This is a genomic window from Streptomyces sp. ID05-39B (genome assembly GCF_033794725.1).
In the GTDB taxonomy this organism is placed as follows: Bacteria; Actinomycetota; Actinomycetes; order Streptomycetales; family Streptomycetaceae; genus Streptomyces; species Streptomyces bobili.
In genome coordinates this window covers 50919-67118 of the sequence record NZ_JARGEF010000008.1, presented here as the reverse complement: position 1 = coordinate 67118, position 16200 = coordinate 50919, and the positions used below count along the sequence as shown (strand labels likewise).

Below are 16200 nucleotides of genomic sequence, written 5' to 3'. Positions count from 1 at the left end.
GTCACGGTCCCTTCAGTTCGTTGTCGATGAGGTCGAAGAGCTGGTCGACCGTCGTGGCCTCGGCGATCCGGTCGCCGAGCGAGGTCTCGTCCGCGCTCTCGGAGTGCCCCGACGAGTCGTCGACGAGCTGCGCGGTCAGGCTGCGCAGCCGTTCGACGAGCCGGTCGCGCGCGACGGCGTCGGGGCGCTCCCGTTCGACGGCTGCTTCGATCCTGGCCAGGTCGCCGAAGACCGTGCCCTCCGATGGCCGGGCCTCCCCGCCTTCCCGGGCGAGACCCGAGGCGTTGAGCAGGTGGCGCGCGATGGCCGTCGACGTCGGGTGGTCGAAGGCCAGGGAGGCGGGCAGGTCGAGTCCGATCCGTGCGGCGAGGCGGTTGCTCAGGTCCACGGCGGAGACGGAGTCGAGTCCGAGGTCGGTCATGCTGCGGTGGACCTCGACCTCGTGCGGGCCGTCGAATCCGGCGACGGCGGCGACCTCTGCTCGTACGAGTTCGGTCAGCGTGTGTTCCCGCAGTTCCCCGGAGAGGCGCGTCAGGTCGGCACGGAGCCGTTCCGCGGCCGAGGGCTCGTCCGGCGGGGAGGCGGGTGCCGGTGCCCGCGCGGGGACGCCGGCATCCGCCGGCCCGGACGCGAGCCAGTACCGCCGGTGCTCGAAGGGGTAGACCGGCACGTCGACCGGGTACGCGGGGCGTCCGGCGAAGATCTCCTGCCAGTCGACGGGGACGCCGCGCACATGGGCCTGGGCCACCGCTTCGAGGAGCGAGCGCACCTCGGACCGTCCGCGGCGCAGCCCTGTGCACAAGGCCAGTTCGGAGCCGGGCACGCAGTCCGCCGCCATGGTGCTGAGCTGCCGGTCGGGGCCGAGTTCGAGGAAGGCGGTGATCCCCCTGCCGGGCAGCGCGCGTACGGCGTCCCCGAAGCGGACGGCCTCTCGGACATGGCGGACCCAGTAGTCGGGCGAACAGAGTTGAGCCGTGTCGGCGAGCTGACCGGTGAGGTCGGAGATCATGGGGAGGAGGGGCGGCCGGTAGGTGAATGTGCGCGCCACCGCCCGGAACTCCTCCAGCATGGGGTCCATGAGCGGAGAGTGGAAGGCGTGGCTGACCCGCAGTGCGGTCACCCGGCGCTCCCGCGCCCGGAACGCCTCACCGACGGCCCGTACCGCCTCCTCGTCGCCGGACACCACGACCGAGCGCGGGCCGTTCACCGCGGCGACGGCCACGGCGGGGGCCGTCGTCGCCAGCGCGGTACGGATCTCCTCCTCGGTCGCCTCGATCGCGGCCATGGCGCCGCCGGGCGGCAGCGCGGCCATCAGCCGGCCACGGGTCGCGACGAGCGAGGCTGCGTCCTGGAGGGACAGCACTGCGGCCGCGTGTGCCGCGGCCAGCGCGCCGACGGAGTGCCCCATGACGAGGTCGGGGACGATGCCCCAGGACTCGACGAGCCTGAAGAGGGCGCTCTCCATGGCGAACAGCGCGGCCTGTGCGAAGTCGGTACGGTCGAGGAGCGCGGCCCCCGGCGTGCCCTCACAGGCCCACATGACGTCACGCAACGGCCGGTCGAGGTGCGGGTCGAGGGCGCCGCAGGCCGCGTCGAGCGCCTTGGCGAAGACGGGGTGGGCGGCATACAGCTCCTTGCCCATTTCCGGGCGCTGACTGCCCTGGCCGGTGAACCCGATGGCCAGTGACGCTTGCGCTGACGCCCCGTCCAGCTCGACGCCGGTATCCTGGCCGGCGGCGACGGCCGCGAGTCGGCGCTCCAGTTCCGCGGCGCCTTCCACGACGAACGCGGTACGTCGCGGGAAGACCGTACGGGTGGTGGCGAGGGCGGCCGCGAGGTCGGGGACACGGAGCCCCGGGTCCTCGCGGACCATGTCCAGCAGGTTCTCGGCGCGGCGACGCAGTGCGGATCCGGTGCGCGCCGACAGCACGACCGGCACGGTGGCGGGTAATCCGGTCGGCACGGTGTCGGGCAGGAGGTCGGGGGCCTGTTCCAGGATGAGGTGGGCGTTCGTGCCGCTGACGCCGAAGGAGGACACGGCGGCGCGGCGGCGGTCCGCGGTCTGCGGCCAGGAGGTCCGCTCCTGGAGCAGACGGACCGCGCCGGAGGCCCAGTCCACGGCCGGGGCCGGCCGGTCGACGTGCAGAGTGCGGGGCAGTTCGCCGTGCCGGATCGCCTGCACCATCTTGATGATGGCGCCGACGCCGCCCGCGGACTGGGCGTGGCCGATGTTGGACTTGAGCGAGCCGAGCAGCAGCGGGCGTCCGGGGTCCCGGTCCTGGCCGTAGGTCGCGAGGAGCGCGTTGGCCTCGATGGGATCGCCGAGTACGGTCCCGGTGCCGTGTGCCTCGACGGCGTCCACGTCGGCGGGCGTGAGGCCCGCGTCGGCCAGGGCCCGGCGGATGACCTGCTGCTGGGCGGGTCCGCTGGGCGCGGTCAGGCCGTTGCTGGCGCCGTCCTGGTTGACCGCGCTGCCCCGGATCACGGCGAGCACGCGGTGGCCGTCGCGGCGTGCGGCGGAGAGGCGTTCCAGGACGAGGACGCCGACGCCTTCGGACCAGCCGGTGCCGTCGGCGCCCGCGGCGAAGGCCTTGCACCGGCCGTCGGGGGCGAGGCCGTGCTGGCGGCTGAACTCCACGAAGGTGCTCGGGGTCGCCATGACGGCGACGCCGCCGGCCAGGGCGAGCGAGCACTCACCGCGGCGCAGGGCCTGCGCGGCCAGGTGAATGGCGACGAGGGAGGAGGAGCAGGCGGTGTCGACCGTGAGGGCCGGGCCGTTGAGGCCCAGTGTGTAGGCGAGGCGCCCGGAGGCGACACTGCCCGCGGTGCCGGTGCCGAGAAGCCGTTCCAGGTCCTCGGGCAGGGGACCGGGGTTCTTGGCGTAGTCGTGGAACATCAGCCCGACGTACACGCCGGTGTCCGTCTGCCGCAGGGCGGTCGGGTCGATACCGGCGCGTTCGATCGCCTCCCAGCCGACCTCCAGAAGCAGTCGCTGCTGCGGGTCCATGGCGAGGGCCTCGCGCGGGCTGATGCCGAAGAACGCGGCGTCGAAGTCGCCCGGCGCGTCGAGGAATCCCCCGGAGCCGGTGGCCGAGGTGCCGGGCTCCGTGCCGTCGCCGCGCAACAGTCGCTCCAGGTCCCAGCCGCGGTCGGTGGGGAACGCGCCGATCGCGTCGCGGCCTTCGGCGACGAGCCGCCACAGGTCCTCGGGGGAGGTGACGCCGCCGGGGTAGCGGCAGCTCATGCCGACGACGACGACGGGGTCGTGATCGCGGTCGTCCTCACGACGCGGAGGGCGCTGCCCGGTGGCCCCGTCCGGCCGGCGGCCGGAAAGCCGGCGGTCCAGGGCGGCGGCCAGCCCGGCGGGCGTCGGGTGGTCGAAGGCGATCGTCACGGGCAGGCGCAGGCCGGTCCGCGCGGCCAGCCGGTCGCGCAGGGCGACGGCGGTGAGCGAGGTGAGCCCGAGGTGGGTGAAGGCGCGGCCGGTCTCGATGTGCCAGGGCTCGTCCAGTCCGAGCACCCGTGCCGCCTCGTCCCGTACGAGTTCGGTCAGCGTCCGCTCACGTGCCCTGGGGGGCAGTCCGTCGAGCCGCTCCCGCAACCCGTTGCCGGCGGCCGGGCCGGCGCCGTCGGCAGGCTTGCGGAGCAGTCGGCGGAGCCGGGCGGCCCCGGTGGACCGCATGGTCCACGGGTCGGTTCGCATGACAAGGGCCTGGCCGCCCGCCGTGGCCCGCTCGGCGTCGAAGGCGTCGGCCGCCTCCCGGGCGGTGAGCCCGGCGAGGCCCGGCGGTGTGGCGTCGGGGGCGTTCCCGTCGGCAGTGACCGGGCCGAAGGCCAGGAAGGTGGCGTGCGGGGCGTCGTGGGTGAGCGCGGCGGCGTACGCCGTGGCGGCCGCCGTGCCGGGGTCGGCGGGGTGAGTGCCGGGGTGGGCGAGCGTCCCGCAGAGGGTGAGGGTCGGGTGCCCGGTGTCGCGGGTCAGGGTGAGCAGCCGTTCCGCCGCTGTCGCGTCGGCGAGGGCGGCCACCGGGTGAACGATCGTGTCGAGGGGGCGGTCGGGGCCGAGGGCGGCCAGGAGCGCGGCGGCGCCCTCGGGGGTGTCCGGGCTTTCGGTGCGTACCGTCACGGTGGCACCGAGCCGCGTGAGTTCCGCGCCCAGGGACTCGGCCGCGGCCGGGTCCGCGTCGGTGAGGGCGAGGTGGCGAACCCCGTGGTCCACGACGAGGTGGGTCGCGAGGACGTGTGCGAGGCGGGTGCCCGCACCCGTCACGAGGGTGGCGCCGCCCCGCCGCGGCGTGACCGTGACCTCGGCCGTCGCCCGTACGCGCGCGAGCCGCGGCACGAGCACCTCTCCGCCGCGGACGGCGAACTCGGTCTCCCCCGCGGGCGCTTGAAGGATGGTGCGCCAGACGGCGGCGGACGTGTCCTCGGTCCGCTCGCCCGGCTCCAGGTCGACCAGGACCGCCCGTCCGGCCCCGTGGGCGAGGAGCCGGGCGCGCGCGGCCGCGGCGGCCGGTCTCACCCGCTCGTCGGGGCGGCCGGCCACGGCGTCCCGGGTGAGGACGACGATCCGGGGCCCGGACGCCCGGTCCGCCTCGGGGGCGTCCACCCCTTCCGGCACGGAGTCCGCCTCGGGGGCGTCCACCCCGTCCGGCACGCCCGTGCCCGGCGCCCCGAACACCTCAGCCCCCGCACCCGCCTCCAGCCCGCCAAGCACCCCGTCCCGCATGCCCGCGTCCAGCCCGGCGGGCAGTTCGTCCGGTACGCCCCCGTCCAGCGCGCCGGACGCCAGCAGGTAGCCGTCGAACGGTCCTGCGGCACGGGCTGTCGCCGCGTCGGGGAAGGACTCGGGGACGCCGCCCGCCCGGCGCACGGCCTTGGCGAACGCCGGTTCGCCCGCTCCGATCACGGCCCAGCGCGACGCCGGGCCGGCCGCCGCCTCCGGCGCGGACGGCGCGCCGGTGGGGCCGGCCGGCTCGGGCTCCCACCGAACCCATCGCGTGCGCCACAGGCGGTCGTGGTGGCTGGTGCCGACGCCCCGCAGCCGGGCGGGAAGGTGCGGCAGCATGCGGCGGCTGACCTTGCCGGAGGCGGTGAGCGGCAGGGCGGCGACCTCGTACAGCTCCGCCGGAACCTTGAAGTAGCTGAGGCGCTCCCGGCAGGCCGCCAGCGCCTCGGTGGGCGACCAGCCTTCGGCGGCGGGCACCACGTAGCCGACGGGGACTTCGCCCAGTTTCTCATCGGGACGGCCCGTCACGGCCGCGTCCTCGATGCCGGGGACGCCGCGCAGGACGTCCTCGATCTCGCCGGGCTGGATGTTCTCGCCGGCCCGGATGATGAGTTCCTTCACACGGCCGGTGATCGTCAGGTGCCCCTCGGCGTCGCGCCGGGCCAGGTCCCCGGTGCGATACCAGCCGTCGCGCAGCGCGGCGCCGGTCTCCTCGGGCCGGCCGTGGTACCTCAGGAACAGGCTCGGGCTCCTGACGAAAACCTCGCCCTCGTCACCGGCCCGCACGTCGAGGCCCGTACGCGGGTCGACCAGGCGGAGCTCGCCGCCCGGCACCACGGTGCCGCAAGTACCGGGCGGGCGGGGGGAGTCGGGGTGGCCGATGGTGATCGCACCGCAGGTCTCGGTAGATCCGTAGGTGTTCACGAGCGGCGCTCCGAGCACTGACTCGACGGCCGCTGCGAGCGCCGCGCGGGTCGCCGCGCCGGTGACCACGCAGACCCGCGGCTTCGGGACCGTCCCGCCGGTCTCCTCCGCCGCCTCCACCGCCTCGACCAGCTGGTCGTACATGGACGGGACGCCGAGCAGCATGGTGAACGGCTCGGCGCGCAGGGCCTCCAGCACGTCCTGTGCGCCGAAGCCGGGAAGGATGCGCGCGGTGGCGCCGGTGACGGTCACGCCCAGGACGCACAGGATGTGCGCGAGGCTGTGGAAGAGCGGCAGGGGCCACAGCAGGCGGTCGTCGGGGCCGAGGCCGAGGACGCCCCGGTACGAGGAGTGAACGGACCACAGACAGGCCCGCTGGTGGGAGACCACACCCTTGGCCGCACCGGTGGTGCCGGAGGTGTAGAGGATCCAGGCCGGTTCGTCGAGGCCGAGGTCGTCCCGTGGTCCCTGGGCCGGCTCGCTCTCGGTGAGTTCCTCGAAGGCGAGGGTGCCGGCACCGCGGGCGTCGCCGTGCGCGAGGACGACGAGCAGCCCTTCGCGCGACGCCCTCATGCGCTCGACCTGCTGCAGGTGGGTGCCGTCGGTGATGACGAAGCGGGCCCCGCTGTCGTCGAGTTGATGCGCCAGTTCGGCGTCCGAGGACTGGGGGTTGACCGGTACGCCCACGGCTGCGGCGCGGGTGACCGCGAGATAGCTCTCCACGGTCGTGACGCTGTTGCCGAGGAGGATCGCGACCCGGTCGCCGCGCTCCACGCCGGATCCGGCCAGGTGCCCGGCGAGTCGTCCCGTGCGTTCGGCAAGCCGCGCGTAGGTGACCTCACGCTCCTCGTCGGCGAACGCGACCTTGTCGGGACGGTCGAGCGCATGGCCGCGCAGCACTTCGGAAAGTGGCCGGATGTCTTCGACGTGCGTCACTCGTACGCTCCTGCCTGCTTGAGCTTGCTCATACCTCCGCCGTGGCCGGCGAGACACCTTGCGTAACGCTAGGAAGTTCGGGAGAGAAAATACAACCCCTATTTCCTCCCCTGATTCAGCATGCTTTCCGGATTCCACAAGGATTCGTCCAGAGGCTGTACAGAAGGCATTCAGCCCGCACCCCCGAACCTGGCTGGGTCCAGTCAACGCAGTGCTGCGGATGCCCGCTCGGCGGGATGTGGCACGCCGAATCGGGAAGGTCGAGCATGCCGTCCACTCTCACTGGCATACCCACTGAATTCGATGTCGTCGTCATCGGAGGCGGGCCGGCCGGCGCCACCACCGGCGGACTTCTCGCGAAGCGCGGACACAAGGTACTCATTCTCGACCGAGAGCGTTTTCCGCGCTACCACGTCGGCGAATCGCTTATTCCGGTCGTGATGGCCCCCATGGAGGAAATGGGGTTGACCGAGCGGCTGGAGCAGCGCGGATTCGAGCGCAAGAACGGCGGAACGTTCGTCTGGGGAAGCGAGCAGGCGGCCTGGGACTTCTCCTTCGTCGACGGCGGCGACTATCCGTTCGCCTACCACACCCGGCGCGCCGACCTGGACTCGGTGATCCTGGACCGGGCGCGTGAACTGGGGGCGTACGTCGTCGAGGACGCCACGGTGAAGGAGCCCGTCGAGGAGGACGACCGGGTCACGGGTGTCCGCTTCACCGTGCGCGGCGGCAAGGAGACGTACGAGGTCAGGTCCTCCATGGTGGTGGACGCTTCGGGACAGGCGCGGGTCCTCACCCGCAGGTACTCGGAGATCCACTGGCACGACAAGCTCCGCAACGTCGCCGTGTGGACGTATTTCGACAACTGCGAGCGGCTGCCCGGCGACCAGTACACCAACATCCTGATCGAGGGCATCGAGAACGGCTGGTTCTGGGGAATCCCGCTCGACAAGGGGACGGTCAGTGTCGGTTTCGTGACGCCGAGCACGGTCGCCGGCGAGAGCGACCAGGGTCTCGAACAGCTGTTCCGCGACGAGGTCGAGAAGACGACGAAGCTCAAGCACATGCTGCGGGACGCACGCCAGTCGGCCGGTTTCCGCAGCGCCCGGGACTGGTCGTACACGAACCAGACCGTCTACGGGAAGGGCTGGGCGGCCGTCGGTGATTCGGCCGCGTTCGTCGACCCGCTGATCTCGACCGGTGTCGCGCTGGCGACGACCGCCGGCAGCATCCTGTCCCGGGTCATCGACAAGGTCCTGCAGTACCCGGAGATCGAGGAGGTCGCGCTCAAGCGCTACGCCACCGCCTACCTGAGCTTCTTCAACGAGGTCCGGTCCTTCGTGGAGCGCTTCTACGACCGGTCGCTGAAGAAGGAGGAGTACCACAAGCTGGCCCAGTCGATCATCGACCCGGAGGAGAAGAACACTCCGGCGAACGACTTCGTCACGCTCCTGGCCGGCCTGCGCGGCAAGCACCTCGCCCTGGACATCACCGTCGACGACCTCGTCCCGGAGACCCGGTCCTCCGCCGCCGCCGAGAACTGAACCGACCCGTCGAACGCCGAAGAAGGGAAGAACTGGTGCACGGCAAGAACTCCGCCTCCGCGGCGACAGACCGGTACGACGTGGTGATCCTCGGCAGTGGGATGGCCGGGGGCATGCTGGGCGCGGTGCTCGCCCGCAACGGGGTGAAGACCCTCATCCTCGACGCGGGCACCCACCCGCGCTTCGCGGTGGGCGAGTCGACCATCCCGTACACCTCGGGCATGGCCCGGCTCATCGCCAAGCGCTACGACGTGCCCGAGCTGAAGGCCCTGTCGAACTACAAGGGGACCATCGAGGAGATCTCCCCCAACTGCGGCCAGAAGCAGAATTTCGGATTCGTCTACCACCGCGAGGGACAGAAGCAGAATCCGCAGGAGATCAACCAGTTGGTGGTCCCCATCGACCTGCGCACCGAGACCCACCTCTTCCGTCAGGACGTCGACGCGCATCTGTTCCACGTCGCGATCACGTACGGCGCCGACGCGCGGCTCGCGACCCGGGTCACCGAGATCGACATCGACCCGGAAGAGGGCGCGGTCCTGCGCACGGAACACGGCGAGGAGTTCCGCGCCTCGTACGTGGTCGACGGCAGCGGGTTCCGCTCGCCGCTCGCGGAGAAGTTCGACCTGCGCGAGACGCCCACCCGGGCCAGGACCCACTCACGCTGTCTCTTCACGCACATGATCGGGGTGAAGCCGTTCGACGGCTCGCCCACCGCGCAGCAGCACGACCAGCCCAGCCCGTGGCACCACGGAACGCTGCACCACGTCTTCGACGGCGGCTGGCTCTGGGTGATCCCGTTCGACAACCACGACGCGGCCCGCAACCCGCTGTGCAGCGTCGGCCTCACCCTGGACCCGCGGAAGTACCCGAAGCAAGACACGCCCCCGGAGCAGGAGTTCCAGGACTTCCTCGCCCGGTTCCCGGAGATCGCCTGGCAGTTCGAGGGGGCGAAGGCGGTCCGCCCGTGGGTCTCCACCGGCCGGCTCCAGTACTCGGCCAAGACGGTCGTCGGCGACCGCTACTGCCTGACGTCCCACGCCGCCGGGTTCATCGACGCGCTGTACTCGCGGGGCCTGGCCAACACGCTGGAGCTGGTCAACGCGCTGGGCTGGCGGCTCATCGCCGCCTCCCGCGACGGCGACTGGTCCAAGGAGCGGTTCGCCCATGTCGAGGCCCTGCAGCAGGGACTGTTCGACTTCCACGACGACCTGGTCTACAGCTCGTTCGTCGGCTTCGGCCACTACGAGCTGTGGAACGCCGTCAACCGGACGTGGATGCTCGGGACGATGAGCGGCAACATGATGGTGGAGGACGCCTATTACCGGTTCAGCGAGACCGGCGACCCCGACGTCTTCCTGGAGACCGAGCGGTCCGGGAACCCGGGGTCCCCCCTCCCGATCAGCGAGACCTACGTCCGCATGGGCGAGCTGACCCGTGAACTGTGCGAGGCGGTCGAGGCCGGGACCGTCGAGCCGGACGTCGCCGCCGCGCGGATCCACGAGTACATCCAGAAGGAAGTGGACTTCATCGCGCACGCCGACAAGTTCGGACTGCCGGAGAACCGCTGCTTCAACATGACGCGGGAGCGGATGGCGGCGGCCGAGGAGTGGTCACGCACCCAGGCCCCGCCGGAGATCGGCAAGCGCATGCTCAACGCCGCCCGGGGCATGGAGCGGGCCAAGGAGGCGGAGACGGGGGCCGGGCACTACTGATCCCGGTCCGCTGAACCGGCCCACCGGGAGGGGGCCTCCCGGAGCCGGGCTCCGGACCACCCCCCGGCGCCTCCCCTCCGGCCGTTCTCGTGGACCCGCCCCTGCCCCACGAGGCCGTCCGGAGGGGGGTCGGCACCTGCGGACGCGTACCGCCGGATCCGTACGGCGAATCCATGTGGCCAGGGCGTTCCCTGTCCGCACCCCCGTGACCGAGGCGAGTGAGGACTCATGTCGCACCAACGGTACGAAGCCGATCCCCGCCCTCTGTTCGCCGGGTTCCCCACGGGTGTCTCGGTCGTGACGGCGCAGGGCCGTGACGGCATCCCCTGGGGAATGACATGCACGTCACTGTGCAGCGTCGCGCTCGACCCGCCCACCCTGCTCGTCTGTCTACGGGCCGGCAGTCCCACGCTCGGCGCGGTACAGGACAGCGGGTCACTGTCGGTGAACCTGCTTCATCAGCACGCGCGGTCCACCGCCGAGCTGTTCGGCTCGGGGGCCGCGGACCGGTTCGACCAGGTGCCGTGGGTGCCGGCCGGGCAGGGCGGGCCGCATCTGACCGAGGCCGCGCACACGATCGCCGACTGCACGGTCACCAGCGAACAGGCCGTCGGCGACCACACGGTGGTGCTGGCCCGCGTCACGCTGGTCACCTCCCTGCGCCGGCCGATGCCCCTGCTGTACGGCATGCGCCGGTACGGGTCCTGGGCCGAGGACATGGAGAACGCCTTCCTGTCGTACGACTTCATCTCCTGACGACCCCGGCGAAGGGAACGGCAGACCATGGACGTACGCGTGATCGATCCGTATCCGATGCCCGGTCCGGACGAGTTCGCCGAGAGCAGGGTCGACTGGACCGCGGACCCTGAGCGATCCGCTCTGCTCGTCCTGAACATGCAGGGCTTCTTCCTACGGCCGTACACCCGCGGCACGCAGCCGCTCGACGCTCTGCTGGCCAACTGCTCGGCCCTGCTCCGGACGTGCCGCGGGCTGCGCGTGCCGGTCGTCCACACCGTCCAGCCCGGCACCCAGGCACCCGGGGAGCGCGGCCTGCTCACGGACTTCTGGGGCAAGGGCCTCGACGACGCCCTGGAGGACGCGGCCATCGTGCGCGAGCTGGCCCCGGACGCGAGCGGCACCGTGCTGTCCGCCTGGCGCTACAGCGCCTTCTTCGGCTCGGGCCTGGCGCGGCAGCTGCGGGAACTGGGCCGCGACCAGCTCGTGATCTGCGGCGTGTACGCGCACCTGAGTGGTGTCACCACGGCGGTGGACGCGTTCAGCCACAACCTGGAGGTCTTCCTCGCGGCCGACGCGGTCGCGGACTTCAACGCCCACGAGCACCGGACGGCGCTCGCCTGGGCGGCGGGCTGCTGCGCGACCGTGAAGCCCACCGCGCGGCTCACGGCGGAGCTGCTTCACGCCTCCCGGGCGCACGGGGGATGAGGTGCCGGCCCGAGACGACGGCGCCTGCGGAGGGCGTGGGCTCCGCTGCTTTCGCTCGACAAGGCCATCCCGCGAGGCTACTATTTTTACATGTATAAAAACCCACCACGAGAGGACCGGACCACAAGCCCCGGAGGGGTCCTGTGGACCGTGTCCATCGCCCAGCTCATGGTCTCCCTCGACGTCTCGGTGGTGAACGTCGCTCTGCCGTCGATGCAGACGGCGCTCGGCTTCGACGAGTCGGGACTGTCCTGGGTGGTCAACGCCTACACCCTCACCTTCGGCGGACTGCTGCTCCTGGGCGGACGGGCCGCCGACAGGTTCGGCCGCAGGCCACTGCTCCTGATCGGTCTCGCGCTGTTCGGCATCACCTCGCTCCTGGGCGGTCTCGCGCAGGGTCCGGGCCAGCTGATCGCCGCGCGCGCCGCGCAGGGCGTGGGCGCGGCACTGATCGCCCCGGCCGCGCTCGCGGTCCTGACGACGAGTTTCCCGGCCGGGCCGCAACGCGGCAGGGCGCTCGGCGTGTACAGCGCCGTCACGGCCGGCGGTGCCGCCGTCGGCGTGGTGGTGGGCGGTCTGCTCACGGAGTACATCAACTGGCGGTGGGTCATGCTGGTGAACGTCCCGATGGCGCTCATCGGCATGTGGCTCGCGCATCGTCACGTGGCGGCGGCCGGTGCGGCCGACACAGCCCGCAAGCTCGACGTGGTAGGTGCGGTCCTCGCCACGCTGGGCACGTCGCTGCTGGTCTTCACGCTGGTCAGGACCGAGACCGAGGCGTGGGGATCGACGAGCACGATCGCCGGTCTGATCGTCTCGGCGGTCCTGCTGACCGGATTCTTCGTCTACGAGGGCACCGCCGCCCGGGAACCGCTGCTGCGGCTGCGCATGCTCACCAACCGCTCGGTGGCCGGCGCGAACCTGTACATGATGATGGTCTCCATCACGATCTTCACTTCCTTCTACTTCGTCTCCCTCTACCTCCAGCAGGTCCTCGGGTTCGGTGCCCTGAGCGCCGGCCTGGCGTTCCTGCCGTTCTGTCTCGGCCTCGTCGTCGGGTCACTGTACGCGGTGAAGCTGCTCGCCCGGTTCTCGGCCCGGCAACTGCTCATCGTGGGCGGGATCGTCGGCGCCGCCGGGATGTACTGGTTCAGCCTGATCAGGCCCGACGGCACCTTCCCGGTCGACGTCCTCGGACCGTGCCTGCTGACCAGCTTCGGCATCGGACCGCTCCTCGTCCCGATCGCCAACGCGGCGACCTCGGGGGTCGCCCCGAACGAGGCCGGCATGGCCTCGGGTCTGCTCAACAGCGCGCGCCAGCTCGGCGGCAGCATCGGCCTGGCGGCGATGAGCACGGTCGCGGCCGCAGCCACGTCCGACGCCCCCGCGACGGACTCCGCCCGGTCACGGCTCACCGACGGGTACGGCACGGTGTTCGCGTCCAACAGCGCCCTGCTGGTCTTCGCCGTCCTCGTCGCCGTGTTCCTCCTCCCCCGCACGAGCCCGAGCCCCAAGCCGGGCCGGGCTGCCCCCAAGGAAGCCGGCCCCGGGCCCCGTCCCGCCGTACGGACGCAGGAGGGGACTCCGGCGGAGCGGGGCTGACGCCATCGACCTCACCCACCCCCACCCCGACCGGCCGCGAACGGATCTCCCGCGCGGCCGGTCCTTCATGTGCGGAGCCGCCTCGCAGGCACTCGCCCACGTGCGGGACCTCGCAGGCACTCGCCCACGTGCGGGACCTCGCGGGCACTCGCCCATGTGCGGGACCTCGCGGGCACTCGCCCATGTGCGGGACCTCGCGGGCACTCGCCCACGTCCGGGGCCTCCGGGCACTCGCCCATGTGCGGGGCCTCGCAGGCACTCCGCACCCAGCGCACGGCACGCTTCCGCGCCCCGCACACTCCCGCGCCCCGTGCCGGCCTCGGGGAGAGAACGTCCAGCACTCCTTCAGAGCACTCCGCGCAGACTGGAGCCGTCACGGCCCGAGGAGGTGCACACGGATGGCGCTGGTCGAGCGGAAGCCCCAACTCGCTCAGCTGTCCGACCTGTTGGAGAACTGTCTGCGCGGAGCCGGTAGCGTCGTCGTCCTCCGAGGCCCGGTGGCCGTCGGCAAGACCGAACTGCTGCACGCCTTCGCGGAGCGGGTGGCGGATGCCCGGGTGCGCTTCCTCGGCGCCGCCGCCTCTCCGACGGAACGGCAGCTGCCCTTCGGCCTCCTCAGCCAGCTCCTGCACGGCGCCGGCGCCGGGTACGCCCGGCGGGCCGAGGCCGTCATCGGGGGCGGGGCCGGTACGGGCAGCACGGTCGGCCCAGAGGTCCTGGAGGGCGTCTCCCGGATCTTCCTCGACATGAGCGCCGAGGAGCCGCTGCTCATCGGGGTCGACGACATATGCCACGCGGACGCCGACTCGCTCCAGTGCCTGCTCTTCCTCGCCCGGCGGCTGCGCCGGTCACGCATCATGCTGGTCCTCGCCGACCAGGACCGCTCGGGCTCCCAGCACGCGGATCTGCGCACCGAGCTGTCCCGCCACCCGTACTGCACGCAGATCCGGCTCTCCCCGCTCACCTGCGACGGTGTCGCGGCACTGCTCGCGCACCACCTCGACGCTCACGTGGCGCACAGTCTCGCCGCGGGCGCGTTCGCCGTCACAGGCGGCAATCCCCTGCTGGTGAGAGCGCTGGCCGAGGACTGGGAGGCGTCCACCCGGTCGGCGGGAGTGGAGCCGCCCACCGGTCTGGTGGTGGGTGACCGATTCGCCGAACGGGCCGTGAGCTGCCTCCACCGTCTCGAACCGGACGCGCTCGCCGTGGCTCGGGCCGTCGCCGTGGTCGGGGAGACCCACCGTGCCGAGTTCATCGCCCGGCTCGGCGGAGTCGGCGCGATCGAGGCCCGCGCACTCGTCGAACTGCTCGACGCGTCGGGTCTGCTGCACCGGGGCCGCTACCGGCACCCGGACGTCCGGGAAGCCGTCCTTCGGGACTTCGGCGCCCCCGGGCGCATCGCATGGCACCGGCGCGCCGCCGCGATGCTGCACGCCGAGGGCGGCCGTTCCACCTCGATCGCCCACCAGCTGATCGCCGCCGGGGAGACCCACGAGCCATGGGCGCCGGCCGTGCTCCGGGAGTCCGCCGCCAGCGCCACCGCCAGCGGGGAGGTCGGCTTCGCACTCGACTGCCTCGAACTGGCCCACTCCCTCGCCGACGACGAGCAGCAGCGCGCCGTGAGCCGTGCGGTGCTCGCCGAGGCCGAATGGCGCATCGAGCCCGCCCGCGCGGTGCGCCATCTCGGCCAGCTCGGGGACGCGGTGAACCGCGGCCTGCTGCGCGGACGTCAGTCCCTGTCCGTGCTCGAGTACCTCCTCTGGCACGGCCGGGTGGACGAGGCGGCCACCGCGCTCGACCGGCTCACCGCGACGGCGACCGGGCCGGAGGCGGCGGAGCTCGCCGCCGTGCGCGCCTGTCTGGAACTCTGCTATCCCGCCCAGCACCGCCATGCGGGCACCGGTGCCGGGGCCCCGGCCTCCGCGCCCGTCGATCCGCGCGTCACCTCCTTCCTCGTCGGCACAGGGCTCACGGACGTGCGGGGCGATGTGGCGGCGTCCGGCGACCATCTCTGGCAGAGCGTGCGCACCGACGAACCGCTCTCCCGCATCTGCCTGGGCCTGCTCGCGCTGGCCAGGCCCGAACGCCTGGCGACGGTGGCGCCGTGGTGCCTGCCGATGCTCACGGACGCGGCGGCTCACGACGGCCCGGACTGGCAGGGCCTGTTCACTGCGGCACGCGCCGACGCGGCGCTGCTCCGGGGTGACCTGCGGGCCGCCGCCGAGCTGGGGTCCGCGGCCCTGGACGAGACCTCCATGGCGAGTTGGGGCGTGCTGGCCGGCGCGCCTCTTGCCTGTCTGCTCGTCACCGCGGTGGAGACGGGACGTGACGAGGACGCCGCCGCGTATCTGAACATGCCGGTACCGGCCGCGATGCTCGAGACACCGTTCGGTCTGCGGTACCTGCGGGCGCGCGGGCAGTACCACCTGGCGGTCGGCCGGCCCTACGCGGCGCTGAGCGACTTCAGGACCTGCTGCCGGCTCCTGCGCGACTGGGCGGCCGACGGCCCCCGGCAGTCGCCGTGGCGGATCGACGCCGCGCAGGCCCTGGTGCACCTCGACCGCCGGGACGAGGCGCGCACGCTCCTGGAGGAGCAGCTCGACGGCCTTCCCGCCGACGACGAGCGCACACTCGGCCGGGCGCTGCGGCATCTGGCCGCGACCCTGGAGGCGCACGAGCGGCCGCCGCTGCTCAACGACGCCGCCGAGGCCTCGCAGGCGGCCGGTGACCGGTTGGAATACGCCCACGCACTGGCCGACCTCGGCGGCGCCTACGCCGCGACCGGCGATTCACGACGGGCCAGGCCAACCCTGCGCCGGGCCTGGCGGGCTGCGCGGGACTGCCACGCGGAGCGCCTCGCCCGGTCCCTGCAACCGGGTCTCGTGGGTGCGCCCTCGGCCGGGGCCGCTTCCGGGGGGCCTCGCCTCGGCGGCGACCGCGCGGCGGAACTCAGCGCGGCCGAGCGCCGGGTCGGGGGTCTGGCCGCGCAGGGGTGCACCAACCGGCAGATCGCGCGGCGGCTGTGCATCACAGTGAGCACCGTCGAGCAGCACCTGACGCAGGTCTACCGAAAGCTCCAGGTGCGCAGCCGCACCGACCTCCCGGTTTTCCTGGAGAAAATGGAAAACACGGCGGGGGCGGACCCCTTACTCGCCGAGGCCCATTCGAATTCGACCCCCTATTCCCCCTAGGGAGCACGGTGACCGCCTTCACAGAAGGAGGGGTATCCGCATTCCTCAATTGTTCGACTAGGCTGAATCCGCGACTCTTTCACAGGTCATCGAAAGCCTTTCCACCGACATGAGCGAGG

Annotated in this window: 7 protein-coding genes; 6 read left to right on the top strand and 1 reads right to left on the bottom strand. The window is 72.4% G+C overall.

The window, feature by feature from the left end; translation table 11 throughout:
* Nucleotide 1: 1 nt before the first annotated feature.
* The gene (locus P1P75_RS03915) at nucleotides 2–6586 is read right to left on the bottom strand and encodes a polyketide synthase (RefSeq protein ID WP_319251840.1); all 6585 of its coding nucleotides are present in this window, start codon (nucleotides 6584–6586) and stop codon (nucleotides 2–4) included.
* A 266-nt stretch (nucleotides 6587–6852) separates the two neighbouring features.
* On the opposite strand from P1P75_RS03915, the gene P1P75_RS03910 reads away from it, so the two are divergent.
* The 6 genes from P1P75_RS03910 (at nucleotide 6853) to P1P75_RS03885 (ending at nucleotide 16081) form a co-directional block, all read left to right on the top strand.
* Nucleotides 6853–8130, top strand: a complete 1278-nt coding sequence (locus tag P1P75_RS03910) for an NAD(P)/FAD-dependent oxidoreductase (protein ID WP_319251838.1) — start codon at nucleotides 6853–6855, stop codon at nucleotides 8128–8130.
* Nucleotides 8131–8165: 35 nt separating this feature from the next.
* Nucleotides 8166–9845, top strand: a complete 1680-nt coding sequence (locus P1P75_RS03905; RefSeq protein ID WP_319251836.1) for a tryptophan 7-halogenase — start codon at nucleotides 8166–8168, stop codon at nucleotides 9843–9845.
* 228 nt (nucleotides 9846–10073) lie between these two features.
* Complete coding sequence (locus P1P75_RS03900) at nucleotides 10074–10601, top strand: flavin reductase family protein (protein WP_319251834.1); 528 nt, start codon at nucleotides 10074–10076, stop codon at nucleotides 10599–10601.
* A 27-nt stretch (nucleotides 10602–10628) separates the two neighbouring features.
* Nucleotides 10629–11288, top strand: a complete 660-nt coding sequence (locus tag P1P75_RS03895; protein ID WP_319251832.1) for an isochorismatase family protein — start codon at nucleotides 10629–10631, stop codon at nucleotides 11286–11288.
* 150 nt (nucleotides 11289–11438) lie between these two features.
* Nucleotides 11439–12890: an MFS transporter gene (locus P1P75_RS03890; protein ID WP_319251830.1), complete on the top strand. Its 1452-nt coding sequence runs from the start codon at nucleotides 11439–11441 to the stop codon at nucleotides 12888–12890.
* A gap of 398 nt (nucleotides 12891–13288) precedes the next feature.
* Nucleotides 13289–16081, top strand: coding sequence for an AAA family ATPase (locus P1P75_RS03885; RefSeq protein WP_319251828.1), 2793 nt, complete (start codon nucleotides 13289–13291; stop codon nucleotides 16079–16081).
* Nucleotides 16082–16200 lie beyond the last annotated feature (119 nt).

Bases quoted from the DNA above. Each gene is read 5' to 3' on its own strand.
- P1P75_RS03885 (WP_319251828.1), top strand. From the start codon at position 13,289: ATGGCGCTGGTCGAGCGGAAGCCCCAACTCGCTCAGCTGTCCGACCTG.
- P1P75_RS03900 (WP_319251834.1), top strand. From the start codon at position 10,074: ATGTCGCACCAACGGTACGAAGCCGATCCCCGCCCTCTGTTCGCCGGG.
- P1P75_RS03895 (WP_319251832.1), top strand. From the start codon at position 10,629: ATGGACGTACGCGTGATCGATCCGTATCCGATGCCCGGTCCGGACGAG.
- P1P75_RS03910 (WP_319251838.1), top strand. From the start codon at position 6,853: ATGCCGTCCACTCTCACTGGCATACCCACTGAATTCGATGTCGTCGTC.